This window comes from Paraburkholderia aspalathi (assembly GCF_905220735.1).
Lineage (GTDB): Bacteria > Pseudomonadota > Gammaproteobacteria > Burkholderiales > Burkholderiaceae > Paraburkholderia > Paraburkholderia aspalathi.
The window spans coordinates 618,361-644,133 of sequence record NZ_CAJNBA010000004.1 but is presented as its reverse complement, the minus strand read 5'-3'; the positions used below and the strand labels follow the sequence as shown (position 1 = coordinate 644,133).

24 protein-coding genes and 1 pseudogene are annotated in these 25,773 nt (G+C 62.6%); 15 read left to right on the top strand and 10 right to left on the bottom strand.

The genetic code is table 11. The features are described 5' to 3' along the window. Nucleotides 1–10 precede the first annotated feature (10 nt). The 8 genes and pseudogenes from KHO30_RS25705 to ftrA form a co-directional block, all read right to left on the bottom strand. A complete protein-coding gene (locus KHO30_RS25705; RefSeq protein ID WP_093632942.1) occupies nt 11–922 on the bottom strand; it encodes a carbohydrate ABC transporter permease in 912 nt (303 codons plus the stop codon). Then, nucleotides 922–1,863 (bottom strand): carbohydrate ABC transporter permease, encoded by a 942-nt coding sequence (locus KHO30_RS25700; RefSeq protein WP_093632943.1) that lies wholly within the window; start codon nt 1,861–1,863, stop codon nt 922–924. Before KHO30_RS25700 ends, KHO30_RS25705 begins: the two co-directional genes overlap by 1 nt. Before the next feature lie 9 nt (nt 1,864–1,872). Further along, entirely contained in the window at nt 1,873–3,114 is a 1,242-nt protein-coding gene (locus KHO30_RS25695) for an ABC transporter substrate-binding protein (RefSeq protein WP_211702724.1), read from the bottom strand. A 63-nt stretch (nt 3,115–3,177) separates the two neighbouring features. Then, a complete protein-coding gene (locus KHO30_RS25690) occupies nt 3,178–4,593 on the bottom strand; it encodes a GH1 family beta-glucosidase (RefSeq protein ID WP_211702723.1) in 1,416 nt (471 codons plus the stop codon). 305 nt (nt 4,594–4,898) lie between these two features. Then, a complete protein-coding gene (locus KHO30_RS25685; RefSeq protein WP_211702722.1) occupies nt 4,899–6,119 on the bottom strand; it encodes a DUF2252 domain-containing protein in 1,221 nt (406 codons plus the stop codon). A 42-nt stretch (nt 6,120–6,161) separates the two neighbouring features. Further along, nucleotides 6,162–6,293, bottom strand: a pseudogene (locus tag KHO30_RS39590) (bestrophin-like domain); the annotation flags it as partial. Nucleotides 6,294–6,456: 163 nt separating this feature from the next. Then, nucleotides 6,457–7,407 (bottom strand): hypothetical protein, encoded by a 951-nt coding sequence (locus KHO30_RS25680; RefSeq protein ID WP_211702721.1) that lies wholly within the window; start codon nt 7,405–7,407, stop codon nt 6,457–6,459. A gap of 376 nt (nt 7,408–7,783) precedes the next feature. Beyond that, complete coding sequence (ftrA, locus tag KHO30_RS25675; RefSeq protein WP_093632948.1) at nt 7,784–8,752, bottom strand: transcriptional regulator FtrA; 969 nt, start codon at nt 8,750–8,752, stop codon at nt 7,784–7,786. A 123-nt stretch (nt 8,753–8,875) separates the two neighbouring features. Between ftrA and KHO30_RS25670 the strand changes: the two genes are divergently transcribed. From KHO30_RS25670 to KHO30_RS25660, 3 genes are all read left to right on the top strand, one after another. Then, entirely contained in the window at nt 8,876–9,307 is a 432-nt protein-coding gene (locus KHO30_RS25670; RefSeq protein WP_211702720.1) for a rhodanese-like domain-containing protein, read from the top strand. A gap of 100 nt (nt 9,308–9,407) precedes the next feature. Further along, on the top strand, nt 9,408–11,477 hold the full coding sequence (locus tag KHO30_RS25665; protein WP_200620936.1) for a putative bifunctional diguanylate cyclase/phosphodiesterase: 2,070 nt from the start codon (nt 9,408–9,410) through the stop codon (nt 11,475–11,477). 122 nt (nt 11,478–11,599) lie between these two features. Beyond that, nucleotides 11,600–12,403 carry a hypothetical protein gene (locus tag KHO30_RS25660; protein ID WP_200620935.1) on the top strand — a complete coding sequence of 268 codons (804 nt, stop codon included), beginning with the start codon at nt 11,600–11,602 and terminating at the stop codon, nt 12,401–12,403. Between the two features lie 82 nt (nt 12,404–12,485). Here the strand turns inward: KHO30_RS25660 and dapA are convergent, their stop codons facing one another. Further along, nucleotides 12,486–13,406: a 4-hydroxy-tetrahydrodipicolinate synthase gene (dapA, locus tag KHO30_RS25655; RefSeq protein ID WP_211702719.1), complete on the bottom strand. Its 921-nt coding sequence runs from the start codon at nt 13,404–13,406 to the stop codon at nt 12,486–12,488. Between the two features lie 408 nt (nt 13,407–13,814). Here dapA and KHO30_RS25650 point away from each other — a divergent pair, with 408 nt between their 5' ends. The 4 genes from KHO30_RS25650 (at nt 13,815) to KHO30_RS25635 (ending at nt 18,992) form a co-directional block, all read left to right on the top strand. Continuing rightward, nucleotides 13,815–15,107: an aspartate carbamoyltransferase gene (locus KHO30_RS25650; RefSeq protein ID WP_054038849.1), complete on the top strand. Its 1,293-nt coding sequence runs from the start codon at nt 13,815–13,817 to the stop codon at nt 15,105–15,107. A gap of 235 nt (nt 15,108–15,342) precedes the next feature. Beyond that, the gene (locus KHO30_RS25645; RefSeq protein WP_211702718.1) at nt 15,343–16,806 is read left to right on the top strand and encodes an amino acid permease; all 1,464 of its coding nucleotides are present in this window, start codon (nt 15,343–15,345) and stop codon (nt 16,804–16,806) included. A gap of 319 nt (nt 16,807–17,125) precedes the next feature. Then, on the top strand, nt 17,126–18,184 hold the full coding sequence (locus KHO30_RS25640; protein WP_211702717.1) for a hypothetical protein: 1,059 nt from the start codon (nt 17,126–17,128) through the stop codon (nt 18,182–18,184). A 4-nt stretch (nt 18,185–18,188) separates the two neighbouring features. Continuing rightward, a complete protein-coding gene (locus tag KHO30_RS25635) occupies nt 18,189–18,992 on the top strand; it encodes a bestrophin-like domain (RefSeq protein ID WP_200651571.1) in 804 nt (267 codons plus the stop codon). Nucleotides 18,993–19,040: 48 nt separating this feature from the next. On the opposite strand, the gene KHO30_RS25630 is transcribed toward KHO30_RS25635, so the two are convergent. Continuing rightward, the gene (locus KHO30_RS25630) at nt 19,041–19,718 is read right to left on the bottom strand and encodes a response regulator transcription factor (protein WP_093632956.1); all 678 of its coding nucleotides are present in this window, start codon (nt 19,716–19,718) and stop codon (nt 19,041–19,043) included. A gap of 274 nt (nt 19,719–19,992) precedes the next feature. Here KHO30_RS25630 and KHO30_RS25625 point away from each other — a divergent pair, with 274 nt between their 5' ends. From KHO30_RS25625 to KHO30_RS25590, 8 genes are all read left to right on the top strand, one after another. After that, complete coding sequence (locus tag KHO30_RS25625) at nt 19,993–20,673, top strand: DUF2589 domain-containing protein (protein WP_054038856.1); 681 nt, start codon at nt 19,993–19,995, stop codon at nt 20,671–20,673. A 31-nt stretch (nt 20,674–20,704) separates the two neighbouring features. After that, nucleotides 20,705–21,511: a DUF2589 domain-containing protein gene (locus tag KHO30_RS25620; protein WP_244864132.1), complete on the top strand. Its 807-nt coding sequence runs from the start codon at nt 20,705–20,707 to the stop codon at nt 21,509–21,511. Beyond that, entirely contained in the window at nt 21,504–21,950 is a 447-nt protein-coding gene (locus KHO30_RS25615) for a lysozyme (RefSeq protein ID WP_093632957.1), read from the top strand. The genes KHO30_RS25620 and KHO30_RS25615 overlap by 8 nt, the downstream gene beginning before the upstream one ends. A 22-nt stretch (nt 21,951–21,972) precedes the next feature. Then, the gene (locus KHO30_RS25610; RefSeq protein WP_211702716.1) at nt 21,973–22,479 is read left to right on the top strand and encodes a hypothetical protein; all 507 of its coding nucleotides are present in this window, start codon (nt 21,973–21,975) and stop codon (nt 22,477–22,479) included. 184 nt (nt 22,480–22,663) lie between these two features. Then, complete coding sequence (locus KHO30_RS25605) at nt 22,664–23,782, top strand: extracellular catalytic domain type 2 short-chain-length polyhydroxyalkanoate depolymerase (RefSeq protein ID WP_211702715.1); 1,119 nt, start codon at nt 22,664–22,666, stop codon at nt 23,780–23,782. A gap of 55 nt (nt 23,783–23,837) precedes the next feature. Next, nucleotides 23,838–24,380: a hypothetical protein gene (locus tag KHO30_RS25600; protein WP_093632960.1), complete on the top strand. Its 543-nt coding sequence runs from the start codon at nt 23,838–23,840 to the stop codon at nt 24,378–24,380. Beyond that, nucleotides 24,377–25,018 (top strand): hypothetical protein, encoded by a 642-nt coding sequence (locus KHO30_RS25595; protein WP_211702714.1) that lies wholly within the window; start codon nt 24,377–24,379, stop codon nt 25,016–25,018. The genes KHO30_RS25600 and KHO30_RS25595 overlap by 4 nt, the downstream gene beginning before the upstream one ends. Before the next feature lie 132 nt (nt 25,019–25,150). Then, complete coding sequence (locus tag KHO30_RS25590; RefSeq protein WP_093632962.1) at nt 25,151–25,768, top strand: hypothetical protein; 618 nt, start codon at nt 25,151–25,153, stop codon at nt 25,766–25,768. The last annotated feature ends 5 nt before the right edge of the window (nt 25,769–25,773 follow it).

Sequence of the window (25,773 nt, the reverse complement as noted above, 5' to 3'; positions counted from 1 at the left end):
CTTTATCGCCCTATCCCTTGACGGCGCCGGACGCAATGCCGCGCACAAACCAGCGGCCCGAAATAAAGTAAACCGCAAGCGGCACCATGGAGGTCAGAATGGTCGCCGCCATATTGACGTTATAGAGCCTCTCGCCAGTCGTCGTATTGATGATGTTGTTCAGTTGCACCGTCATCGGCAGGTTTTTCGTGCCGGCGAACACAAGGCCGAGAATGAAGTCGTTCCAGATGCCTGTCACCTGCATGATGACCGCGACGACGATGATTGGCGTGGACATCGGCAGCATCAGTTGCAAAAAGATGCGCCAGAAACCACCGCCGTCGATGCGCGCCGCCTTGAACAGCTCCTGCGGAATCGACGCGTAATAGTTGCGAAACAGCAGCGTCATCACTGGCATGCCGAAGATGGTGTGGATCACCACGATACCCGGCAGCGAACTGAACAGATGCACGCTCGCGAGCACGCGCACGAGCGGATAGACCATCACCTGCACGGGAATGAAAGCGCCCATCAGCAATACGCCGAACAGCAGCCCTGCCCCACGCGGCCGCCAGAACGACAGCGCATAGCCGTTCACCGCGCCGATCACGATCGACAACACCGTGCTGGGCACGACGATACGCACCGAATTCCAGAAGCCGACCTGGATACCGTTGCAATCGAGCCCGGTGCAGGCGGATTGCCATGCGGCACTCCATGCATCGAGTGTGAAATGCGCGGGGAAAGCGAGCAGATTGCCGAGGCGAATCTCGCTCATCGGTTTCACCGATGTGACGAGCATCACATACAACGGCAATAGGAAGAACAACGCGGCGGTGAGCAGAAACGCGTAGACGCCGAGCCGTGCGGGTGTAAACGAACGGCGGCGTCGACGTGCACGGCTCGGCGTGCCGCCTTTGAGTGGCGGACTGAGCGTGTTCATCACACCTCCTTGCGCAACGCAGCGCGGCTGCGGGCATAAAAGAACGGCGCGAGAATCGCCAGCACCGTAGCCAGCAGCACGATCGACGCGGCCGACGCGAGGCCGATGTTGGCCCGGCCGAACAGGTAGTCCATGATGAACTTCGCCGGCACTTCGCTTGCCGTGCCGGGCCCGCCTTGCGTCATGGCGACCACGGCGTCGTAAAGCTTCACGACCATCACGAAGAGCAGCACGAAGGCGGTGGACAGGGAAGGCCCGAGCATCGGCACGACGATGCTCGCATACACGCGCCAACGCGGAATGCCGTCGATACGTGCGGCTTTCCACAGCTCGTCGTCGATACCGCGCAAGCCGGCCAGCAGCAGCGCCATCACGAGACCAGACGCCTGCCACACCGTCGCGATGACGATGGTGTAAATCACCCAATCCTGATCCACGATCCAGTCGAAGCGCGCATGCACGAAACCGATCTTGTGCAGCACGGCCTGCGCACCCAGCTCAGGATTCAGAATCCACTGCCAGACCAGACCCGTTGCGACAAACGACATCGCATATGGATAGAGAAACACCGTGCGCAACGCGCCTTCGGCCACCACGCGTTGGTCGATGAAAATCGCCAGCAGCAAACCGATCACCATGCACGCGACAATGAAGCACGCGCCGTAGATCACGATGTTTTGCAGCGACAGCAACCAGCGGTCGTTATTGAAGAGCCGCGTGTACTGCGTGAGGCCCGCGAAGTCGCCGGAAGGAAACGTGCGCGAATTGCTGAGAGATACGCGCGCGGTCCAGACCATCGTGCCGAGATACGCGAACACGACAGTCAGGACCATCGGCAGCAAGGCCAGCCATGCCGCTATCGGTAAACGCTTTTTTAGCGGCTTTTTCAGCGGCCCTTTGCGATGCCTTGAGTCGGCAGCCGGCAGCTTGAGCGCGTGCATGATGAGCGCCTAGCTCTTCAACGCACTGGCAAACGCCTTCTGCGCATCATCGACCGACTGGTTCTTGTTCCAGAAGTTCGTGATGACGTCGATCAACGCGCCCTGCGTGTCAGGCGAGAGCAGCATCTCCGGATTCGGCAACTGACGCGACTTGTCCTTCATGATCGCCATGCCCTCCTTCGCGCAGATGTCGAGACTGCTCACATCCACATCGGGGCGAATCGGAATCGAACCTTTCTTCGCGCTGAATGCGACTTGCGCGGCCGGCGAGGTCATCACCGTGGCAAGCAGATTCTGCGCCTTGATTGCGTTGGCATTGTCGGTCTTCGGGAACACGAATACGTCGCCCGCAACCAGATACGGCGAATGCGGACCGAAGCCCGGGAAGCAGCCGAAGTCCTTGCCGGCAACCTGGTTGGCCGCCGAGAATTCACCCTTGGCCCAGTCGCCCATGATCTGCACACCGGCCTTGCCGGAAATCACCAGCGCGGTGGCATCGTTCCAGTTGCGGCCAGGCGAGCCGGCATCGACGAAATCATGCAAGCGCTTGAACTGCGCGAGCACCTTCTTGAATGCATCCGACTTGACCGCGCTCATGTCACGATCGCGGTACACCTTCAGATAGAGATCGGGACCGCCGACGTCGGCGAACACCGCGTCGAAGGTGATCTTTTCCTGCCACGGCTGACCACCGAGCGCGAGCGGGATCACGCCCGCTGCCTTCAGCTTGCCGAGATCGGCGAGGAATTCGTCATAGCTCTTCGGCTCGGCGGCAATGCCTGCCTTCTGGAACACCGGCTTCGAGTAGAAGAACCAGGCCGGCATGTGAATATCGACTGGCGCGGCGTAGTAGTGACCCTTCACCCGGATGCTGTCGATGATCGATTGCGGGAACACGCCGTTCCAGTTTTCTTTCGCGGCGACGTCGTCGACGTTGTTCAGCAGGCCCTGATCGATCAGGTCGTGAAACTGCTTGGAGGTATTGAACTGTGCGGCGGTGGGTGGATCGCCGCCGACGATCCGGTTGATCGCGGTGGAACGCGCCTGATCGGCGCCGGCCACTGCGTTGTCAACCCACTGGCCACCGGCCTTGTTGTACGCATCGGCAAACTGGCGGATCGCGGCAGATTCGCCGCCGGAGGTCCACCAGTGAATCACGTTGGCTTTCAGCGGTTCAGCCGCATGCGCGATGACTCCGTACAGCGCCAGTGCCGCAACTACGCCTCGCAAGACCATTTTTTTGCTGTGCATTCCGTCTCCTTCGGGCTTTGCGCCCGCGTTTCAGGTCGACATACAAACCAGCTTCACCTGCCGTTAAGCCTTTGCCTTACGCTCCTGCAAAAATTTCTCCACTAGCTCAGCACTCCGTTTGATTGTGCGCTTCTGCGTACTGTAGTCGACATGTACGACACCGAAGCGACGCTCATACCCAAACGCCCATTCGAAGTTATCCATCAACGACCACAGAAAATAGCCGCGAATATCCACGCCGGCCTTGATCGCCTGATCGACCGCCGCGAGATGCCGCTTGAGGAACGAGATGCGCTGCGTATCCTCCACACGACCGTCGGTCACCTCATCGTCCGAGGCCATGCCGTTTTCGGTGATGTAGATCGGCGGCAGGTTGTGATACGTCTCCTTGAAACCGGTCAGCAGATCGCGCAAGCCATCGGGATACACCTCCCAGCCCATCTGCGTGCGCTCGACGCCTTCAAGCGGCACGTCCCGGAATCCATGCGCGCCGTCGCTCGCGACGTTGGTGCGGAAGTAATAGTTGATGCCGAGGAAATCGAGCGGCGCGGAAATGGTTTCCATATCGCCGTCGAGCACCAGCGGCTCAGTGCCCGGCCACAACTCGAACAGGTCTTGTGGATACGAACCCTTGAGCAACGGATCGAGAATCCACGCATTGTGCTGGACTTCGAACAGATGCGCCGCGCGCTGATCCGCAGCGCTATCGCTATTGGCCGTGCCGCGGCCGATGTTGGCGACGATACCTTTCTGCGAAGCCGGATCGTTGGCGCGCAACACCGGCACGGCGAGGCCGTGCGCGAGCAATAGGTGATGCATCGCCTGCGTCGCAAAGCGGTCGTTGGCGAGGCCCGGCGCGTGGTGGCCGTTGCCGTAGCCGAGATACGCCGAGCACCAGGGCTCGTTGAGCGTCGCCCATGCGTCGACCGTTCCGGCCAGTTCGCAGCTCATCAAGTCAGCGTAGTCGGCGAAACGGTAAGCGGTGTCGCGATTGAGCCAGCCGCCGCGATCTTCCAGATGCTGCGGCAAGTCCCAGTGATAGAGCGTCACGAAGGTCGTGATGCCCTTCTCTTTCAGACGATTCAGGAGGCGCTTGTAGAAGTCGATCCCTTTGCGATTGGGCGCGCCTGCCGCATCCATCACGCGTGGCCACGCAATCGAGAGCCGATAGCCTTCGAGACCGAGAGAGGCCAGCATCTCGACGTCCGCTTCCCAGCGATGATAGTGATCGCAGGCAACGGCGCCGGTGTCGCCGGCCAGCACCTTGCCGGGTATCGCTGAGAAGGTGTCCCAGATCGACGGCAGGCGGCCGTCTTCATTCACCGCGCCTTCGATCTGATACGAAGCGGTGGCGGCGCCAAGCAGGAAGTTCTTGCGCCACAGCGAAGAGTCCGCGGGCGGGGTGAAGGGATCGGCGAGCGAACCCTTGGAAACTGCTGGGGATAGGGTGTCGAATACAGCGGATGCGTCGTTTGCCACGGATTCTCTCCTGCGCTGAGGTCATTGAACCGGGTACGGCAAAACTCGATGTGGATGCTGCCGGGCAGCTACAGTGGAAGCGCTTCCACAAAGACCAGCGAACGATAGCAGTGGCGGATTGAACGCAGCAATCAGGGTTTGTCTGGAGGACTTGCTGGCATGCGCGGCGCTGGGATGCGCCGCGCATCGGAAGAGGTCGGGAACGGCGTGAGAATGCGCAAGCGTAGTACGACTGCGTACGCCAACACGCGAGCTATTCTGCAAGTTTGCGCGCTACGCGCTGAACCTCCAGTGCGGCTAACCTCTCAAGACTTGGTTGGCGCCGGCAAATCAAACGCACCCCCATCATAAGCCTCGCAATACGCCTTCCAGTCAGCCCCCACCTGCGCCTCACACTGCGTCGCGAGTTCAATCAACGGCAATTGCCAATCCTTGCGATTGCCGAATGCAATCAACTCGTCCGCAATCGACGACTTCTGCCGGCCGCCGCTGCGCAGTTGCGCCCACGCGCTCAATTGGGCCATGCTGTTGACCACTTCTTCGAGCCGCGGCAGCTTGCCGTCCCAGTCGCTCAATGCCACACGGTCTTCCGACGGCTGCAAGCTGCGCAGCACATACGAGCATTGATTGAAATCGACTGCATGCAGGAACGCCTGCGAAACCGCCTGATTGCGCCGCTGAATTTCAACCACACGCTGCGCCTCGCTCTGCCACTTCGGCTGCGGTGTGCGCACATGCGGCGTGACCGAAGAAGGCAGCGCCTCTTTCAGATCGAGCAGATAGTTGCCGTCCGGCGAGCCCTTGCCTTCGACGAGAATCACGTAGCGGTCCACGCCCAGGCTGCCGGTGCCGGCAATCCGCCGCGCCACGTCGATGATGCGATAGAAGTCCGGATTGGGTTGACCAGCGGCGAACTGATGCATGAACGCGGTGACTGTGGCGCGCGCCTTGTCGCTCACCGGTAGCGCTTTCTTGCCATCCACTTTGAGCACGCGGGTCTTACCCTTGAGCGTGGTGCGCCGATCCAGATGCGCGGCGCGCGTGCGGCTCGCCAGTGCGTCGAACAGATCGCGCACCATGCCGGTCGACGTCTCCGCTTCGATCCAGCGTGCTTTGCCGAAAGCGAGCGCGGCGCTATAGGAGTCGACCGCGGTGTGGCAGAGCGCGAGCGCCTGCGCGCGGCTCAGCTTGAGGTCGTTCGCGCCGACCAGCACGCTCGTGAGGAGCCGTACCAGTTCGTAAAGACTCGGCGCGAGACAGGCTTCGTCGAAATCGTTGTTGTCGAAATAGACGAGGCGGTTGTCGCCTTTATAGCTGCCGAAATTTTCCAGATGCATATCGCCGCAAATCCACACCGGCGGCGCTTCGTCGAGCACCGTGTCGCGCGGCAGACGCGCGTAAAACAGATGACAGGTGCCGCGCAGAAACACGAACGGCGAGCTACGCATGAGCTTGTATTTCATCGCGAGCCGTTCAGGATCGCGGCCGGCATTAAAGCTGGCGATGGTCTGTGCGATATCGGACATGTGTTTCTCCTTCGTGCGACTCGATGCGGATTCAGTACGGGTTCAATGCGAGCGGAACAAATCCGCGAGCGCATGGAGATTGAGTGGCTTCACGCGAATCACACCGCCGCGCGGGCTATCGATATCGGCGACCAGCATGAACGACAGCGAGACGATCAACGGAACGATCAGCAATGGTTTTGCATGGCGAGCGTTTTTCTTATCAGAGTTTTGTTGGCGGAAACGCTTTGGACAGCGGTAAATCGTGCACGGCCACTGCATCATAAGAGACGCAGCGCGGATGGGGAAGCATGCAGGCGGAAGCTGAACAGGCTCGCGATCTGCCGCATGCCGGCCGTCAGGAACCTGTCATCAGATAGTAACGTCCGTCCGCACTAACGTTGAAGCCAAATCCGCATTCCGTCGGTGAGCCGTGCGTCGCTACATCGAGCGTTTCCGGTGCGGAGAGTTTGAACTCGATCAGGCATTTGTCCGCACGCTTGTCCGTTGGCTTGTCCGCACGTTTGTCATAAGGCGCGAGATTGGTGATCCTGGCGGTTGCGTCGAGCGGCGCATCGCCGACACCATCGCTCATCGGCACGCGCGCCACGCCGTCGTAGAACCGCACGTACGCCGACAGGCTGCCCATGTTCGCGCTCGGTTGACCGTCGGCGGCGACAGTCGGATACACGAAGTCGCCATCGATCCGATAGACGCCGTGCCGCCCTTTCACCGGCTTCACCTCGATACTGTTCCATGCGCCGAAAAACATGTAGCTGGCAAAGCGTGCGCCGTTCGGCGGCAGACCGGCCACTACCGCCTTGTCCGCAATCGCTTCGAGACGCTGACGCGCCGCCGCTACCGCGCGACCGAGTAGCGCGTCGTTGGGATAGTCGTTGCCGCGGCTCACCGCGGTGCGGTAGTACGCGCGCGCATCCGGCAGCGCGCCCAGCCTCACTTGTACGTCGCCCTGATGAACCAGCGCCATCGCCACGCGAGCCCGCGCCGAACTGGTCGCTTTCGGCGAGTTCTCTTCGTTCGCCTGCATGGCGGTGGCCTCGGCGAGCGCGGCTTCCATCGCGACCAGCGTTTGCGCGTCCTTGAGGCGCCCTGCTTCGAGCGCGGCCACGCCCAACGCCGCGCATGACGCGTTGGTGCGGCACGGCACCTCCTTGCCCGCCAGCAGGTTGCGGCGATAGAGTTCGGCGCGCGAATCGGCTGCTTCCGTTTGCGCCGTGACGAGCGCAGGCATGAGCGCTGCCATGGCAGCGGAGACGACAACGGCAGCAGCGGCGGTTTTGACGTTCATGAGCAGGAGAGGACGATGACGACGACGTGTTTCGAACACGCGCTTCAAGTAGCCGTATGCGCTGCACGTTTGACGTGGGTTGCCACGGATGCTGGCCGTGATGCTGACAGAAAACCGGCGATTGCGCGAACCCTTGCAAGGCGGCGAAACGGGCGGCCTATCGCACGATTCGCTCGCAACGCCCGGCACGCGGCACTCTGTGACTTTTGAGCATACACGGCGGCTTGCACGAAACGTATTCGACCGGTCATGCGGCACGCATCAAGCTGCTTGTCATACCCGAGTCATACATGATTTTGCGCATTGGCAATGCGTTCGTTTGAAACTGTTCCCGTGGGGGAACAGCAGAACGAAAAACGACGCGCCGCTAGCCGAATCACTGCACCCCGGCCTGCACCCCGAACTTCTTACGATACGCGCCTGGGCTCGTCAACGCGATACGCCGGAAATGCCGCCGCAGCGATTCTTCGGAACCGAAGCCTGCCAGCTCGGCCACACGCGCCATCGGCAACGGGGTCGGCGCCTCAAGCAGTTCCCGCGCGATCGACACGCGTTCACGCACCAGCCATTCGTAGGGCGCCATGCCCGTCGCGTCGTGGAACTGCCGCTGCAGCGTACGCGGGCTCATCGCCGCCCGTTCGGCCAGCGAGCGCAAGGTGTGCGGCAACGCAGGATGGCGGCGCACCCAGTCCATCAGCTTCGCGAGGCGGCCGCCTTCATCTTGCGGCATCGGCCGCGGCACGAACTGCGCCTGGCCGCCCTCTCGATGCGGCGGCACCACGAGACGCTGCGCGACCCGATTGGCGATCGCGCTGCCATGATCTCGCCGCACCAGATGCAGCAGCATGTCGAGCCCGGCCGCCGATCCCGCCGAGGTGATGATCTGCCCTTCGTCGACATACAACGCATCCGGCTGCACGCGCAATTGCGGATAGCGCTGCTGCAATTTGTCGGCGTAGCGCCAGTGTGTCGTGACGGTCTTGCCGTCGAGCACACCCGCAGCGGCCAGCACGAACACACCGGAGCAGATCGAGCAAAGGCGCGCGCCGCGTTCGTAGGCGGCGCGAATTTTTTTCAGCAGTGGTTCCGGCGGCAATTCGTCGGCATCGCGCCAGCCGGGAATCACGATCGTGTCAGCGCGATCCAGCAGCCTGAGCGTGTACGGCGCGGCGACGGTGATGCCGCCAGCCGCGCGAATCGGACCGGGTTCGCTCGCGCATACCGCGAAGCGATACCAGTCCACACCGAGCTCAGGACGCTCGAGCGCGAACAGTTCGGTCACACAGCCGAATTCGAAGGTACAGAGCCGGTCATAGGCCAGCGCGACGACAAGATGATTGTGCATGGCGTGATGTTACCGGAGATTGACGATTGCGCCACTTACCCGGCGCGTGGGGTATCGCGACAATGAAGGCTCGAGAATCGCTTCGCCAGACAATCACGCTCACTGCCCAACCGGAACCTCGCCATGCCGATGCTCAACACCCTCACCGCTCACAACTCCGTCACCGCCATCCCTGCCGCCGATAGCGCCGCCGCCGTTGCCCACTTTCAGGCGTCGCTGCAATTCGAAACCGACTGCTCGGACGTATCCGCGGCACTCGCGAGCGGCACGCCCGGCTTCGTGCTGCTCGACGTGCGCAGCCCGGCGCTGTTCGAACAGGGCCACGTGCCGGGTGCGCTGAACCTGCCGCACGGAAAAATCGTGGCGTCGAAGCTCGCCGAGTACCCGCAAGACACACTGTTCGTCACCTACTGCGCAGGCCCACACTGCAACGGCGCCGCACGCGGCGCACTGCGTCTCGCGCAGCTGGGACGCCCCGTCAAACTGATGATCGGCGGCATTACGGGCTGGCTCGACGAAGGATTAACCCTGGTACACATCACGCCAGCCGTGTGATGCTCAAACCCCATGACTAACATATTGAAAATCAATTAAATAAACGCCACCAACTGTCGATAACAAGTTCAGCCGCTTCCCTCTCGCGGTTGGACTTAACATGCAGAGCTCATACAATTTTTGGCTGGTCGGATTCTCGTTCGTCGTCGCGACGCTGGCGTCGTACACGGCGCTCGATCTGACGGGCCGTATCTTCCTGTTGGCGTCGGCCAGTTTGCGGCACGCGTGGCGTCTCGGCGGCGCCGCCGCGCTCGGTGTCGGCATCTGGTCGATGCACTTCGTCGCCATGCTCGCCTTCTCGCTGCCGATTCCGCTCGGCTACGATTTCGCGACCACGGCTTATTCGCTCGGACTCGCGATCGGCGCGTCGTATCTGGCGCTGGTCGTGACGACCCACGCGCGGCTCACACTGCTTCGGCTCGTGGCCGGCGGCGTGCTGATGGGCTTCGGCATTGCCGGCATGCACTACACCGGCATGGCGGCGATGCAAATGGAGCCGGGCATCCACTATCAGCCGGCCTGGTTCGCCGGCTCGCTGGCGATCGCGATCGGCGCCTCGACCGCCGCCCTGTGGATAGCTCGCGCACTCAGTAACGATGACGAACTCCACGTTTTGCGCAAACGTTTCATTGCGGCGCTGGTGATGGGCGTCGCGATCAGCGGCATGCACTACGCCGGCATGGCGGCCGCCGAGTTTCCGCCCGGCGCCATCTGCGGCGCGGCCAAGGGCGTGAACGCCGCATGGCTCGCGACTTCGGTGATCCTGTTCACGTTTGCGATTCTGATCGTCACGCTCATACTGTCGCGTTTCGATGCGCGCACCAGCTTTCTGGTCGGCGCAGTCTCAAAGCTGAACGGACAGATCGTGCGGCTCGCCACGCTCGACACGCTGACGGGCCTGCCCAACCGCAGCACGCTCACCGAACGCATCGACCGCGCCATTCATAGCGCGCGCCGGCAGCGTTCGCTGTTCGCCATCCTGTTCATGGATCTGGACGGCTTCAAGACCATCAACGATTCACTTGGTCACTCGGCCGGCGACGAAGTGCTGTCCGCATTCGCCCAGCGCCTGCTGCTGTGTGTGCGAGAGAGCGACACCGTCGCGCGTCTCGGCGGCGACGAGTTCGTCGTGCTGTCCGAGAACCTGGCGTCACGGGAAGACGCCGGCTCGATGGCCGAAGGCGTGCTCGAACGGATGCGCCAGGGCGTATGGACCGATTCGCAGCCGCTGCAGGTGATGCCGAGCATCGGCATCGCGCTCTTTCCCTACGACGGCGATAGCGTCGACACGCTGCTCAAGCATGCCGACGCCGCCATGTACGAAGCCAAGCGCGCGGGCCGCAGCACCTATCGCTTCTTTGAACAAAGCATGAACGAAGCCGCGACGCGCACGCTGCAAATTCAAAGCGCGCTGCACGAGGCGCTCACCGCCGGCCATTTCTCACTGCACTTCCAGCCGAAGTTCCACGGCAGCGGCGACTCGCTGGCCGGTGCCGAAGCGCTCATTCGCCTGAATCATCCGCAACTCGGCGCGCTGGCGCCGCTCGAGTTCATTCCGATTGCCGAGCGCTCGGGTCAGATCGTGCAGATCGGCTATTGGGTGCTGCGCGAGACGTGCCGGCAGATTCGCCGCTGGGTCGACCAGGGCCTGCCCTCGATGAAAGTGGCGATCAATCTGTCGCCGCGCCAGTTGTCGCAACCGGACCTCGTCGCGACGATGCTCGAGATCGTGCAAGCCGAAGGCGTGCAATGCGGGCAGATCATGTTCGAGATCACCGAAACCGTCGCCATGCAGGACGCGCAGAAAACCATCGAGATGATCCGCGCGTTCCAGGCAAGCGGCTTTGAAATCGCCATCGACGATTTCGGCACCGGCTATTCGAGCCTTGCCTATCTGCAACGCTTTCGCGTCAAGCAGTTGAAGATCGACCGCTTCTTCACCAACGGGCTCGACGAGCACGGACCGGAAGGCAGCGCGATCGTTTCCGCGATCATCGCGCTCGCTCACTCGCTGGAAATGGACGTGGTGGCCGAAGGCGTCGAAACCGAATCGCAGCTCGACATGCTCAAGTCGATGATGTGCGACGAAATGCAAGGCTTCCTGTTAGGCAAGCCGCTCACCGCCGAGGACTTCGGCGATCTGCTGCGGGCAAGAATGGTGGCCGCATGAACATCCTGATCTGTTTGAAAGACGTGTACCTTTGCGACCCGGTTCGCCTATCGTGGCGCGCCCGCTGCGTCGCCCCGTTCTACCTATAAGCAGGAACAAACAGATTGGTTGCTGGAGACTTCATGAAAATTGACGTAGCGACGTTCCAAACGGTGTGGCTGATCACGTTCCTGTGCAGCGCCCTCATCACGACAGCGCTTTCGCGTATGTTCGCGCAGGTGGGCGCCTTCCGCTTCTGGGCCGTCGGCTTTTATCTGCTTGCCACCGCCACGGCATGCTTCACGTTGCACAAGATCTGGCCCAGCGATCTGCTGCTGCTGGCCACCGCCACGCTGGCGTTGCAAAGCCGCATTCTGATCTGGACGGGCACGCGTGACCTGTTCGGTGCATCGGCGCCGTGGCGCGCCGGCCTCGCCGTCACTGCCGTGTTCTGCGTGCTGTATGGGAGCGTGCTGACATTGAATGCACCGCTGGCGGTCCGCGCCAGCCTGCTGGCGCTGTTTTTTGCGCCGTGCCGCGCGGCGACACTATATGAGGTCTACCGGCGCCGCCGTCCGCAACTTGGGGCAGCTCGTATGCTGGTGGCGATAGGCAGCGGTATCGCGACGCTCAATGCCATCGTGCCACTCGTGCTCGTGTTGCTCGACCGCTCCAACATGACGCTGCTGTACGGCAATCCTCGCACCACCTCGGCACTTTATGCGGTCGTATTTGCTGGCGATCTGCTGCTGACCATCGGCCTGATCGTGCTGGCCTTGCATCATCTGATCGTCGAACGCGACATGCTCGCCACGCTCGACCGCGGCGCGCTGGAGCGTCTCGCCGAGTCACGGGAAATGCGCGGACTACACGAATCGCGCACGCAGCGCGACGTGCTCGGCCACGACACGTCCACGCAACGCCAGACGCTGCCGGGGACTGTTTGACGCTGCGCGGGCTGCTTAGCCTGGCATCACGAGCCATCATTTCAAATACAGATGGCCCGGAGAAAATCCGCACTCAAACCGGCTATACCGCTGCGTGCGCCTCTATCCGATCAAGCCCTTCCAGCTCCCTGAGCCGCGCGACCAGCGCATCACCGGCACGCGTCATCGGCATGCGCAGCTCGTCGCGTATCAGACCTTGCGCGGCGAGCAGGGCCTTCACCGGCGCCGGATTCGGTTCGGCGAACAGCGCCTGGATCAGCGGCGCGAGCTCATGAAAAATACGCCGTCCTTCGTCGAGCCGTCCTGCTGACAGCGCACGATACAGCGCGACAAACCGTTCCGGCCGCAGATGCGCCGAGGCCGCGATCGCCCCACTCCCACCCAGACACAACGTGTTGAAAATATTGATGTCCTCGCCGGTCAGCACCTGCAAGCGCCCGTCGCGAATCAGCGCGAGCGTGGTGTCGAGCGAACCGGCGCAATCCTTCACCGCCTCAATCCGCGGATGCGCGGCGAGCGTCAGCAGCGTGTCGAGTTCGAGCCGCACGCCGGTTCGATAAGGAATGTCGTACAGCACGACGGGCTTGTCGCTCGCATCGGCAAGCGCCGTGAAATGCCCGACGATGCCCGCTTGCGAAGGTCGGATGTAATACGGCGCGGCCATCAGCACACCGGCGATCGGCAGCGCGTTCAGTTGCTCGATACGCTCCTTCATGCTCGCCGTGTGATTGCCCGACACGCCGACCAGCACCGGCAGCGCTCGTACGTCCGCGCCGTGAGTGCTGTGAGCGGCGGCTCGCGCTTCGTCGAGAATCGTCGCCAGCACAGCGTCCTGTTCGGCGTCGTCGAGCGCGGCCGGTTCGCCGGTGGTGCCGAGCGCGACCAGCCCGGCGATGCCCGCGTCGGCATAGCGGCGCACCAGCGCGCGCAACGCGGCGTGATCCACCTCGCCATCGGCGAACGGCGTGATGAGCGGAACCCAGATACCCGAAAAAATAGACATGTCTTTACCTCGATGACGACCGTATCGATTCCGATCAGCGGTGCGAGGGAGGAAAAACAGGGAATGCCGCAGGGGGCGTTGACCGGCTGTTCCGTCGCAACATCTGACGGAACAGCAACTCCGGTCAGATGAGCGGCTGTTTTTTGGCTTTGGCGCTAACGCTCGGGAAACCCGCGCGTGCGACCACGACGCTCGCAAAAGCGAGACGGGCGATGGTTGACGGACGGAGTCGGAGCGTTTGGCCGGAATGCATGACACGCAGTGTAACCGCGTCCGGAGCGAGTTTGCAAAGGGGGCGGCCAAACGGATTGGCCAAACTCGCAAAATTGCTTGACTTCTGCGACAGGGAAACTAATATACGCACCGCGTACATATCCGGTTCGCAGCCCTTTCCCGACAGGTGCCCGCATGAGCGTCCCACAACAAGCTTTCCTGCGCGACGCGATGCGTCGCATGAACATGACCCGCGAGACGTTCGCGAGCCGTATCGGCGTGTCACGCCGTGCGCTGGACACATGGCTCTTGCCGGACGATTCGCAGGAATCGCGGGCCATGCCGGAGATCGTGGAGCGTTTCGTGTCGGAAATCGTGGTGCATGGCGAGCCGGGTGAAAACTATACGCAAAGCGTAGACTCGCAGTCGCTGGCGAGCCAGATGCTGTTCGAGGGCAAGCCGCAACTGCTATCGGTCGACCAGTTCTCGCGCGACTCGGTCGAAGCGCTGTTTCGCGTCGCCGACATCATGCAGCCGATCGCGCGGCGCCGGAAAATCTCCCGCGTGCTCGAAGGCGCGGTGCTCGGCAATCTGTTTTTCGAAGCCAGTACACGGACCCGCGTGAGCTTCGGCGCGGCCTTCTGCCGGCTCGGCGGCTCGGTGTGCGACACCACCGGCTTCACGTTTTCGTCGATGGCCAAGGGCGAGTCGATCTACGACACCAGCCGCGTGATGAGCGGCTATGTGGATGCGCTGGTGATCCGCCATCCGGAGCAAGGCTCGGTGGCCGAATTCGCGCGCGCAACCAATGTGCCGGTAATCAACGGCGGCGACGGCCCGGGCGAGCATCCGAGCCAGGCGCTGCTTGACCTGTACACGATCCAGCGCGAGTTCTCGCGGTTGGGCAAGATCGTCGACGGCGCACATATTGCGCTCGTCGGCGACCTGAAATATGGGCGCACGGTGCATTCGCTGGTCAAGCTGCTGGCACTGTATCGCGGCATCAAGTTCACGCTGATCTCGCCGCCCATGCTCGAAATGCCGAGCTACATCATCGAGCAGATTTCGCGCAACGATCATGTGATCGAGCAAACCCACGATCTGCCCGCCGGGCTGCGCGGCGCCGACGTGGTGTACGCCACGCGCATCCAGAAAGAGCGCTTCACCGACGAATCTTTCGAAGGCTATACGCCGGACTTCCAGATCAATCAGGCGCTGATGGACAGCGTGTGCGGTCCCGACACGCTGATCATGCACCCGCTGCCGCGCGACAGCCGGCCTGGCGCGAACGATCTGAGCGTCGATCTGAATCACGATTCGCGTCTAGCGATTTTCCGCCAGACCGATAACGGCATCCCGGTGCGGATGGCGATTTTCGCGGTGCTGCTGGGCGTCGAAAAGCTGGTTCAGCATTCGATGCGCGACGCCGCATGGCGCCCGCCGGTTTATCTCGGTCCGGACGACGCGGTGTTTCACGGCATCGATTGATCAGGATTCGAGATTGAAAAGACGGCCTTGCGGATCGCCCGCAAGGCCGTTTCTGCATCCGCAATTTATATCTTCAGTACCCACTCGATTAAATCCGGACTAGACTGAACTCGTTAGTCCTCCCCTCAACCGCAACATCAACAGTGTCAGTCGCCTTTAAAGAAGTCGCTTATTGCAGTGCGTCACAGATCGATTCGATCTCGGATTCACCCACATACGAACAGGACGACTCATCATGGCTGACACGAGTTATATGGCGCGCAAATCCGTCGCGGATATTGTCGCAAGCGCGGAGGGTGGAGAAAACCAACTGTCCAAGTCGCTGGGTGCGCCCAGCATTACGGCGATGGGTATCGGCGCGATCATCGGCGCCGGCATCTTTGTTCTGACCGGCACGGCCGCGGCCCATTACGCGGGCCCGAGCATCATTCTTTCGTTTGTCCTCGGCGGGATTGCGTGCGCCTTTGTCGGACTCTGCTACTCCGAACTGGCAGCCATGCTGCCGGTCTGCGGCAGCAGCTATACCTACACGTATGCCACGCTCGGCGAAATATTCGCGTGGATCATCGGCTGGGATCTGATCCTCGAATATGCGATGGGCGCGGCGACTGTTGCGGTTGGCTGGTCGGGCTATATCGTGAGCCTGTTGCACAACGTCGGGATCAACATTCCGCCCACCATGGCGGCGGCACCCGGCACCACGGTGACGCTGGCCGATGGCAGCACGGTAGCCGGTGTCGTCAATTTGCCGGCGGTCTTCATTATCGCCGTGCTGACTCTCCTGCTCGTGCTCGGCACCAAGGAATCCGCGCGGCTCAATAACATCATGGTGGCGATCAAGCTGACCGTGGTGGTGGCGTTCATCGCTATCGGCGCCTTCTTTGTGCATCCGGCTAACTGGCATCCGTTCATTCCGCAGAATACCGGTGAATTCGGCAATTTCGGCATGAGCGGCATTCTGCGCGGATCGGCCGTCGTGTTCTTCGCTTTCATCGGCTTCGATGCGGTGTCCACCGCGGCCCAAGAAGCACGCAAGCCGCAGATCGATATGCCGATCGGCATTCTGGGCTCGCTGATAATCTGCACGCTGCTCTACATTGCGGTCGCCGGCGTGCTGACAGGACTCGTTCCGTATGCCCAGCTCAACGTCCCGGATCCGATCGCGAAAGGTGTCGATGCGATCGGCGTCACCTGGTTTTCCGTGCTCATCAAGATCGGCGCGCTGACCGGCTTGACGACTGTGATACTCGTGCTGCTATATGGCCAGAGCCGTATCTTCTTCACGATGTCACAAGATGGCCTGCTGCCGCACCTGTTCGCGCGCGTCCATCCGCGTCTGCAAACACCCCATTTGAGCCAGATAATGATCGGCGCGATCGTCGCGATTGTGGCGGCGTTCACACCGATCAACGTGTTAGGCGAGATGGTCAGCATCGGCACCCTGTTCGCGTTCATTCTCGTCTGCGGCGCCGTGATCTATCTGCGCCGCAGCGACGCAGGAGCCGCGAGACCGTTCCGCGCGCCGGGCGTGCCGGTGATCGCGATCCTCGGGATTCTGTTTTGCCTGCTGCTGATGGCGGGGCTGCCGATCGTCACGTGGCTGCGGCTCTTCGTCTGGCTCGTGATCGGGCTCATCGTCTACGGGATCTACGGCCGCAGTCATTCGCGGCTTCGCTATCCGGAACGGGCACCCGACTGATATCACAGACGATGCGGTATTTCACCGCATCGATTGAACGACTAATAAAGCGGCCTTGCTGAAAACCAGCAAGGCCGCTTTTTTTCTGCTGTCGCTCGAACGCCCGTCACGGGCGCTTCGTCACCCCGTCATCCATGACTTCTGCTGGATTGTCCGCAGCGCGCGAGACACGCAAAGTGGCATCGCCGTCTATCGCGTCCACGCACGCCGGCACTCTTCCACAGCAGGACATTCATCATGACTTTGCAACGCTATCTAACTCGAGCCTGCCGCGCCGCACGCTCCGCAATCGGCCACCGCAACGAACCGGAGGGCTGAAATGGGCATCGACCATTTTTCCAATCGGTTCCGGCTGCGCGCCGCACGTGTCAGTGCCCCTCCTGACGGCGCATCACCCGGCGCACTGCTGGCCCAATTGCGCGACGAATGCGAGGCGATGGCGCGCTACGCGTTGCATCACGGTCTGCCCGTCGCGCCTGAAACCATCGCGCTGCTGAGCGCGCTGATCGACGGCACCGCGCCTGACAACCCGCCTCCCGGCACTGCCGGCGACGCGCCTCGTTACGCCGCCACCTCGCAGCACTCGCTTGCATCGATCCACCGGAAACTGGCCGCGCTCATCGCGCCGGCCACACCGCAAGCCGTCACGCTGCTCGATGCGCAGCATCGTCTCGGCCGCCCGTTCGCATGGCTCGGTCCGGTGCCGCTGATAAGACTGCTGACGGTCGCGGCGATTGCGTTTCTGATCGCCGTGGTCGCGACCGGGCTTTCTCCCGATGTCTCTGCGGACAACGTCGAGCGCGGCTTCCTCGACTCACACGGCACGCAGTTGTTATGGAATGCGCTGTTCCTGCTGTTTTGCGCGGGACTCGGCGCATCGTTCGCGACGCTGTTTCAGGCGCATCGTTACATCGCCGCGTCGACGTACGACCCGAAGTACGACGCATCCTACGGCGCGCGCCTGATTCTCGGGCTGATTGCCGGGTTGATCCTCGTAGAGATGCTACCGTCGCGCCTCTTCGATCAGGGCAGCATGCACAGCTTCGGCAAACCCGCCCTCTCGATGCTCGGCGGCTTCTCGGCAACTGCCGTACACCGCTTGTTGCAAAGGCTCGTCGACACGCTCGACACACTCGTGCGCGGCGATCGCTCGTCCGACGCGGATGCCGCACAGCAGACGCGCCGTGCCCAGGCTGTGAGCGAACGCACGCAATGGCAGAGCGAGATCGCCGCGAGCCTGCTCGAGCTTCAGCAGTCGCTCGATCATCCGGATGCCGGCGACACCGTACGCCAACGTCTCGCGGATCTCACCCGCGCGATGCTCGCAGGCGAGCCGACCCGGCTGTCCGTTACCCCCATTCCAAACGACCCGGAGTGACACGATGCTCTTCCTCTACAACATGCCCGCCGCCTTGATGGGTGCGCTGATCGTCGGCGCGACGCTCGCCGCGGCCTTGGGCGGCTATCTGCTGTTTCGCCGTTGCTTTCCGGTTCAACTCGATGCCGAACAGCGCGGCATGACTGTGGCGATGATGTCCGCGGTGACCACCATCAATTCGCTGCTGGTCGCGTTCGCCGCCATTACGGTCTGGGGTACCTACGACGCCGCGGCTGGCACGGTCTCGTCCGAGGCCGCGTGCGCCACTGAACTCGCTCACGATCTCGCGTCGTTCGGCAAGCCGGATGCACTCACCGCGAGGAGCGAGCTGATCATCTATATCGAGCACGTTGTTCGCGACGAGTGGCCGCAAATGCAGCAGTACGCCCGCGCGGATGCCGGAACCCAGGCCGCGTTCGACAAGATGTTCGCGACGACCAACCGGATCGTGCCGTCGGACGATCGCGAGCGGGCACTGCTGACCGAAGTGCTCGCCCGCGTGAATGAAATGACCAAGCTTCGGGAGCATCGGCTGCAGGCGCTCGATGTCGCCATGCCGGTGACGTTGTGGGGTGTCATGCTGATCGCAAGCGCGCTCTCGCTGGTGCTGCTGTACGTGTTGCCCGTGACGCGCTTTCATCTTGGGCTCGTGACCATCTGGGCAACGACGCTCGGACTCGCGTTCTTTTTCGTGCTAGCTGTCGACCGGCCGTTCGCCGGCGAAGTCAGCGTGAGTCCGGCGCCCATGCAGCACGCCATCGACACCCTTGCCGCTGAAGACGCCGGACATCAGATTGCACCGGCCTAGCCGGTCTTGCATCCGGCCCGTGCGCCGGGCCGGATGCAAGCGTGGCATTTACTCATGCGTGACGCATAGGAGCGTCTGGCCGCGCACGTTTTCAGGTGTCACGTGACGCGCAAGCCAGAGCGCCGCCTCCGTGCGATTGCTGACGCCGATCTGCCGAAAAAGTGCGTACAGGTGGTTCTTGATGGTCCCCTCCGCGACGTTGAGCACCCGGCAAATCTGCTTATTCGATTTCCCTTCGGCCAGCAGACGCAATACCTCGCGCTGCCGCGGCGTCAGACGCTCGAATGCGCGATCGCTGGACTGCGCCTGAGCCGGCCCCAGCTCGGCGCCCAGGCCATAAGTGGGCGGAACGTAGATCGCACCCGAGGCGACGCGGCAGAGTGCATCGGCGAATTCGTCCGCGCTCGCATGACGCTCGACGATGCCCGAGGCGCCCGCCATCAGCGCATCGGCGATCGCCTGGCGACACACCGTGCGCACCACGAATAGCCATGGCACCGTCCCCAAGGCATCTTGCAGCACCTTCGGCCAGCCCATCCGCGCAGCACGCTCGTCCCATTCGAGGGTGACCGCGCCGACCGTTCCCGGCGGCAGGCCTTCCCGGATGCGGTAGATGTCTTCAGGACGCTGGGCCGACCACACCTGGCAACTACTGTCCCGTCTCCATAAGACATCGGCTACCCCTGCCACGAATAGCGGCGGACTATCGATCATCAGAACGTTCATTTAAGCGTATCCCCTCGGTAGCGAGACGCTCGGGTTCACGTTATTTGCGTCTCTTCGGCTCGCTTTTACCGCTCTTTTGAAAATGACGCACTAGTTCCGACGATCCGTGAAAAACGTTCTAATGCAAAAGGCACTCCATTTCTTTCAGAATTAATATGCCGCCCTGCCCTGCCGTCATGCAGGACGGATGGCCTCTCCACAGATTTCTCCAATTTATGTAATTTGAATAGAGACAGTGTATTCGCACTGTCACAAATTCACCATGGAGGTCTGTATGGATGCCAATTTCATCGGCTCTGTCATTAATGCTTTACCAATGGACCAAATGATCGCCGGTCCATTGAAAGCAATGATTTCAGCGCAAACCCAGGCGGCGAAAAGTTATGCCGATTTTCTGATGCAGGTGTGCATTCAGAACGGCAAGGCAGTCGCTGTGCAGTTCGACTACGACGAAACGCTCGTCGACGAGAGCGGCGTATCGAAAGGCGTGGTGCAGAAGACCATGCGCATTCCGCTGCTGGCCGCGATCGTTCATCCCATCATCGCGATCGAAGAAGGCACGATCGACTTCGAGATGGAAATCACGCAGTCGGAGAAGTCGTCGGAGTCCACGGATGCGAGCGGCGAATTCCAGGCGAAGTTTGGCTGGGGTCCGGTCAGCGTGAGCATCTCGGGACGTGTCTCGCACAAGTCGGAGCAAACCCGCAGCACCGATACGCGAGCCAAATATTCGATCCACACGCAGATCAAGCGGCAGCCTCCGCCGGAAGCGCTGATGCGTGTCATTGACTTCCTGACGGACGCCGCCACCAAACCGGTTGTGACCGAAGACAAGGCGAAAGACGTCAAGCCGCTGCCGGCCACACCGACAGACGGCAAGCTGGTCGGCGAGACCACGCAAGCGAGCACGCAGGCAAGCACGCAGGCGAGCGGCCAGCAGCCTGTCCATCAGTAAGCACAGCGGCCACTGACGGCGGGCGGACACCATGTTCAACTTCTTCAAACGGCGCCGCGGCGTGCCGGCTTCACACGGTACGCCGGCCGAAGGCGTACCGCACGACAACGCCTCACAGCGCACGGCCTCGCAGAACGCTAGCGATAGCAAACCGGCTGCTGCGCCCGGCACGCGCGAGCCGCCGGCAGTCACGCAAGCTGCGCCGTCCGCTTCGGCGGCGGCCGGCGGCGCCGACATGGCGAACGGCAGCGGAGCGAACGTGCCGCCCGGCACTCCACCGTCCGGCGGTGCGCCGCCGTCGAGCGCGAGCGATCCACCGCCACCACCACGCGGTCTCGCGCTTGACGACATCACGCGCGGCATGCAACACGCGGCAGCCGCCGCGAATCAGTTGCTCTCGCTTCAGTACACCACCGTGCTCGACCAGTTCTTCGACCAGGACGAGAACGGCCTGCTCACGCCGCGCGCGGTCGAGGTCGCGCTCGACGCGGAGCACACGATGCCGGTGCCGCTCGTCGCGCTGGCGACGCCGCGCGGACTGGCGCTCGACAGGATGGTCGTGCATCTGACGGTGCGCGCGGACTTCACCGAAACGCTACCGGCCGGCGGATTGGCGGGCGGCGATCAACGCGGCCGTTTCTTCGTGACGCTCGCGCCGCCGTCCGCACGCCCGAACGCCCAAGGTGAGCAAGCGCAGCGCGATAGCCAGCACATCGACATCGAAATGCAGTTTGCGGCGCTCGACCCGCCCGAAGCGATCATGCGCGTGATCGACGAATACACCCACCGCCTCGTGCCGCGCGCACGGCACGACGATGAGGAGAAACGCCATGCCTGAGCAACCCACGTGCACCGGCACGCAAGGTATCGACCTGATCAAACAGTTCGAGGGATTACGCCTGAACCGCTATCTCGACGCCGTCGGCAAACCGACGATCGGCTATGGACATCTGATTCTGCCGCACGAAAGCTTCAACCGCCCGCTCTCGGAGTCCGAGGCGTTGGCGCTTCTGAGGCGCGACTTGCGCAGCGCCGAACTCGCGCTGCGCAAGCTGGTACGCGTCGCGATCACGCAGCAGCAATTCGACGCCTTGATGTCGTTCGTCTTCAACCTCGGCGCGGGACGGCTGCGTTCCTCAACGCTGCTGCGCTATCTGAACGCGGGCGCAAGCAGTCATGCCGCCGACCAGTTCCTCGTCTGGAACAAAGCGGGCGGCAAACCGCTCGCGGGTCTGACGCGCCGCCGCCAGGCCGAACGCAAGCTCTTTCTTTCCTAGTGTCCTGACAGGAGGCTTCCCGATGATTTCAAACCATCACAACCGGACGGGTCGCGGGCTTAACACGCGTGTTGTCTGTGCAATCGCAGCCGCCGCCATCGTCCTCTATTCCATCGCTGATTCGCACGCCCAACAGCCAACGCCGACGCTTACCTGCGAGGCTGAAGTCGTGCGCATCAGCCAGGCCTTGCAGATCGCGCACCAGCCGGCGCTGTGCGAGCTCTGCGGCAAGCGGCTTGCGCGCACGCTCGACAGCCTTTACCGGCTCGGCGTGTTACCCACCTTCTATGCATCCGCCGACAGCGCCAATTGGGACGACCCGCAGCGCCGGCCCACGATGATGAGCGGCCGCAGTCTCGCCGGCATCCCGGACGGCGCCGAGCTGCTGGCCGACATCGACAGTGGCTTTGGGCCGCGCGGCATCCACAGGCTGCGCTACACACCGTCGAACCGGCCTCTAGCCATCACTACGGCCGACCGCAGCGTCTCGATACCGCTGGTGCCGTGCACACCCGGCAGCGCGCCCTGACAACCTGGCAATGCACGGCGGGTACGGCCCAGGCCATCCGTCCTATGTCGCCGTACCAGCCTTCCGCCCTATTCATGCGAACACGCCGCGCACCTACTCTGCAAGGGTAGTGCAACACAAGCAACGCATGCCTGAGACGTAGACCCGAACACTCATCGAGTACACACCCAACAGGAGCAGCGGCATGAATTCGGCAACTATTCATAATGATTCGTTATCCAAACTTGATTGGCAATCACGCAGATCCTGGCACGATGTCCTGCGCGCGCGGTTCAGCGCAGTGGTGCTGATCGCCGCGACCGTCTCGTGCGCACACGCCGCGGACCTCGCGCCGCTGCCCACGCTCGGCGCGGACCTGCAACACACGTCCGTCTCCGGATTGTCGTCCGGCGCGTTCATGGCGGCCCAGTTCGACGTTGCCTGGTCGAGCCGTCTGATCGGCGCGGGCATCGTGGCCGGTGGCGCATTCGATTGCGCCGGAGAGTCGGCCTTTATCGCGCCGGCCGTGGCAGCGGTCACGCTGTGCATGCAGCCGGCAGGCGCGGCGCCGACCGCGGAAGGCGCATGGCAGGCCGCGCAACGCTTTGCGAAAGCCGGCCAGATCGATGATCCCGCCAATCTTCGCGAGCAACGCATCTACCTCTTCAGCGGCGCGAAGGATAGCGTCGTCGCGACCCGCGTGGTCGATCAGGCCGAGCGTTTCTATGAACTGGCTCACGTGCCGGCAGCCAGCATCAAGTATCAACGCCATCCCGACGCCGGCCATGCACTGATCACGAACCGCCCGGAAGACTCACCCTGCGATGCGAACCAAAGCCCGTACATCAACAACTGCGGCTTCGAGCAATCGCACGAGATGCTGCGCTGGATCTACGCGAGACCCAATGCGCCGTTGAATGCACCCGCGACGCAGGCAAGCGGCGAGTTGCGGAGCTTCGATCAGCGCGAGTTCGATCCCAACCGCGGTGCGTCGCTCGCCGACGTGGCCTACGTGTACGTGCCGGCCGATTGTCTGCATGCGGCGTGCGCCGTCCATGTCGCGTTTCACGGGTGTGTGCAGAACGCCGATGCCGTCGGCCAACGATTCGTGCGCGGCGCCGGCTACAACGAGATCGCCGACACCAACCGCCTGATCGTGCTCTACCCGCAGGCTGCGAAATCCGCCGTCAATCCGCTCGGCTGCTGGGACTTCTGGGGCTACACGAGTCCCGACCCGGACCATCCCAACTTCAATACCCGCGAGGCGCCGCAAATGGCCGCCGTCATGAAGATGATCGAGCGCCTGGGCGGCGCACGTCAGTAAACGCGGTGATTGTCATCGCTCATCGAACCGAAACCGAACCGATCAAGGATCCGTCATGCTCTCGACCCTCATCACGCAGTGGGAAAACGCCAATCTCGCCGCCTTCCAGTTATTCAGCAAGCTCGTCGCGCAGTCGGCCAATCCGGCGGGACTGCCGGGCGCCACAACGGATGTCCGCACGTGGCGCGCCTTCGTACGCACCGCCCTGCAGAGCAGCCAGCAGTACACGAGCGCTGCGCAATCGGCCTTCGACGCCGGCTGGCGCGAGCAGCGCGACCGCTTCGCGCTGCCGGGCGCCGCCGCCGCGATCAAGGAGCTGGCCGCGATCAATGCCGACCTCGCGACGCGCATCGCCCAGGGTCACGTGCAGCACACCGGCGCGCTCACTGATGCCGCTGCCCAGTATCTCGACGACCTGTCCCGCAGCCGCAACGCCACGGACGCCGCGATGGCCTTCGGCCGGTTCGCGAACGACATGCAGGCGCAGAGCCGGGCGCAAGCGCTGCATACGTCGTCGGTCGCCGGCAGCGTGTCGCCCGCCCTCACGCAGTGGGTCGAGAAGCATCTCTCGGATGACGACGCGGAGCAGGCGAAATGAACGTCAATCTTCGCTTCGTCAACCGCTCGAATGACTGCGGCAACAGCGAAATCGTGCTGTTCCAGCGCAACGTGATTCCCGATTTCGACGAGCTCGCGATCGCATGGAAGGTGATCCGCTTCTGCGGCCGGGATTGCATCCATCCGTTCGTCTATTCGACCGACATCGAGATCGCGCTTGGCGACGAGCACGGCAACTTCTCGCCGCGCATGAGCGCGCAGCACGGCGAACGTTTCGTCATCGGAGTTCATCCGACCGGCCGCGCCCGGCTCACCGCGGAACCGGCGCAGGCGGGCGGCGCCGACGGCGGTCCGGAAATCCAGGTCGCCAACCGGATGCCGCGCGGCGCGGTCAACGTCAACGCCTTCAACGCCGGCAAGCTGATTGCCGCCAAGCAGGCGGTGGCGCCGGCGCAGAAGGCCGTTTTCCGCTTCACACCGGCGCTGTGGATCGGCGTGGCCTCGCAGATCGAGGAAGGACGCGCGCTCAGTTCGGCGGTGCTGTCGAGTGACAACACGATGCTGCCCCTCGCCGGCATTGCTGCAGGCGACATCGTGATGACAGGCGGCGGCAGCGGCGTCGACGCACAGCCCTTCGCTTTCGCGTTCGAAAACGTCGTGCATCTCTCGCGTCTTTAGCGCCTCGAGCCGGCACGACGCCTGCATAAGGCGCTCACCTCTTCTTTCGTTTGACGGCCCGTCCAACCGGCAGGCCGGTGGCAAGGTGCGCGGCAAACCGATTGCCGTATTTCAACCTCAAGGAGCAGGCAAGTGGATATTCAACTGAACTTCGTCAACCGTTCGAACGACGCTAACAATTCGAACATCGTGATCTTCCAGAAAAACGTCGCGACGGATTTCGACGAACTGGCGATCGCGTGGAAAGTGATCCGCAACTGCGGCCAGGGCGACAATCATCCGTTCAAGTTTCCCATGACGATGAGCGTCAGCGCGAGCGACAGCTACGGCAACTACATGCCGCAGCAAACCGCCACCAACGGGCAGGTCTTCCAGATCGTCCGCTCGACGTCGGGCGACGTGCTCACGCTCGGCACGGACCCGGGCAACAGCTCGGAAGTCCAGGTCCGCAACGATCTGCCGAACGGCGCCACGAACGCGACCATTTATAAGGACGGCAGTCCGCTTGCGACCAAAACATCGATCGCGCCGGGGCAAAAAGCCGTGTTCCAGTTCAAGCCGACTCTGTGGATCGGTGTCGCGTCGCAGATCGAACAGGGCGCGCTGCTGAATTCGGCCGTCATCTCCGACATCAACACGGAGCTGTCGCTGCTCGGCATTGCCAGCGCCGACGTCGTGATGACAGGCGGCGGTCCCGGCCCGCGCTCGTTGCCGTTCACCTTCCGGCTCGAACACGTCGTGATGGCGTAACGGAC

What these genes read in the sequence shown, in the direction of transcription:
- dapA (WP_211702719.1), bottom strand. Translation starts at nt 13,406, where the DNA reads ATGTCTATTTTTTCGGGTATCTGGGTTCCGCTCATCACGCCGTTCGCC.
- KHO30_RS25610 (WP_211702716.1), top strand. Translation starts at nt 21,973, where the DNA reads ATGATTTCAAACCATCACAACCGGACGGGTCGCGGGCTTAACACGCGT.
- KHO30_RS25625 (WP_054038856.1), top strand. Translation starts at nt 19,993, where the DNA reads ATGGATGCCAATTTCATCGGCTCTGTCATTAATGCTTTACCAATGGAC.
- KHO30_RS25695 (WP_211702724.1), bottom strand. Translation starts at nt 3,114, where the DNA reads ATGCACAGCAAAAAAATGGTCTTGCGAGGCGTAGTTGCGGCACTGGCG.
- KHO30_RS25680 (WP_211702721.1), bottom strand. Translation starts at nt 7,407, where the DNA reads ATGAACGTCAAAACCGCCGCTGCTGCCGTTGTCGTCTCCGCTGCCATG.
- KHO30_RS25595 (WP_211702714.1), top strand. Translation starts at nt 24,377, where the DNA reads ATGAACGTCAATCTTCGCTTCGTCAACCGCTCGAATGACTGCGGCAAC.
- KHO30_RS25630 (WP_093632956.1), bottom strand. Translation starts at nt 19,718, where the DNA reads ATGAACGTTCTGATGATCGATAGTCCGCCGCTATTCGTGGCAGGGGTA.
- KHO30_RS25635 (WP_200651571.1), top strand. Translation starts at nt 18,189, where the DNA reads ATGCTCTTCCTCTACAACATGCCCGCCGCCTTGATGGGTGCGCTGATC.
- KHO30_RS25600 (WP_093632960.1), top strand. Translation starts at nt 23,838, where the DNA reads ATGCTCTCGACCCTCATCACGCAGTGGGAAAACGCCAATCTCGCCGCC.
- KHO30_RS25685 (WP_211702722.1), bottom strand. Translation starts at nt 6,119, where the DNA reads ATGTCCGATATCGCACAGACCATCGCCAGCTTTAATGCCGGCCGCGAT.
- KHO30_RS25705 (WP_093632942.1), bottom strand. Translation starts at nt 922, where the DNA reads ATGAACACGCTCAGTCCGCCACTCAAAGGCGGCACGCCGAGCCGTGCA.
- KHO30_RS25670 (WP_211702720.1), top strand. Translation starts at nt 8,876, where the DNA reads ATGCCGATGCTCAACACCCTCACCGCTCACAACTCCGTCACCGCCATC.
- KHO30_RS25660 (WP_200620935.1), top strand. Translation starts at nt 11,600, where the DNA reads ATGAAAATTGACGTAGCGACGTTCCAAACGGTGTGGCTGATCACGTTC.
- KHO30_RS25605 (WP_211702715.1), top strand. Translation starts at nt 22,664, where the DNA reads ATGAATTCGGCAACTATTCATAATGATTCGTTATCCAAACTTGATTGG.
- KHO30_RS25645 (WP_211702718.1), top strand. Translation starts at nt 15,343, where the DNA reads ATGGCTGACACGAGTTATATGGCGCGCAAATCCGTCGCGGATATTGTC.
- KHO30_RS25665 (WP_200620936.1), top strand. Translation starts at nt 9,408, where the DNA reads ATGCAGAGCTCATACAATTTTTGGCTGGTCGGATTCTCGTTCGTCGTC.
- KHO30_RS25650 (WP_054038849.1), top strand. Translation starts at nt 13,815, where the DNA reads ATGAGCGTCCCACAACAAGCTTTCCTGCGCGACGCGATGCGTCGCATG.
- KHO30_RS25615 (WP_093632957.1), top strand. Translation starts at nt 21,504, where the DNA reads ATGCCTGAGCAACCCACGTGCACCGGCACGCAAGGTATCGACCTGATC.
- KHO30_RS25700 (WP_093632943.1), bottom strand. Translation starts at nt 1,863, where the DNA reads ATGCACGCGCTCAAGCTGCCGGCTGCCGACTCAAGGCATCGCAAAGGG.
- KHO30_RS25640 (WP_211702717.1), top strand. Translation starts at nt 17,126, where the DNA reads ATGGGCATCGACCATTTTTCCAATCGGTTCCGGCTGCGCGCCGCACGT.
- ftrA (WP_093632948.1), bottom strand. Translation starts at nt 8,752, where the DNA reads ATGCACAATCATCTTGTCGTCGCGCTGGCCTATGACCGGCTCTGTACC.
- KHO30_RS25620 (WP_244864132.1), top strand. Translation starts at nt 20,705, where the DNA reads ATGTTCAACTTCTTCAAACGGCGCCGCGGCGTGCCGGCTTCACACGGT.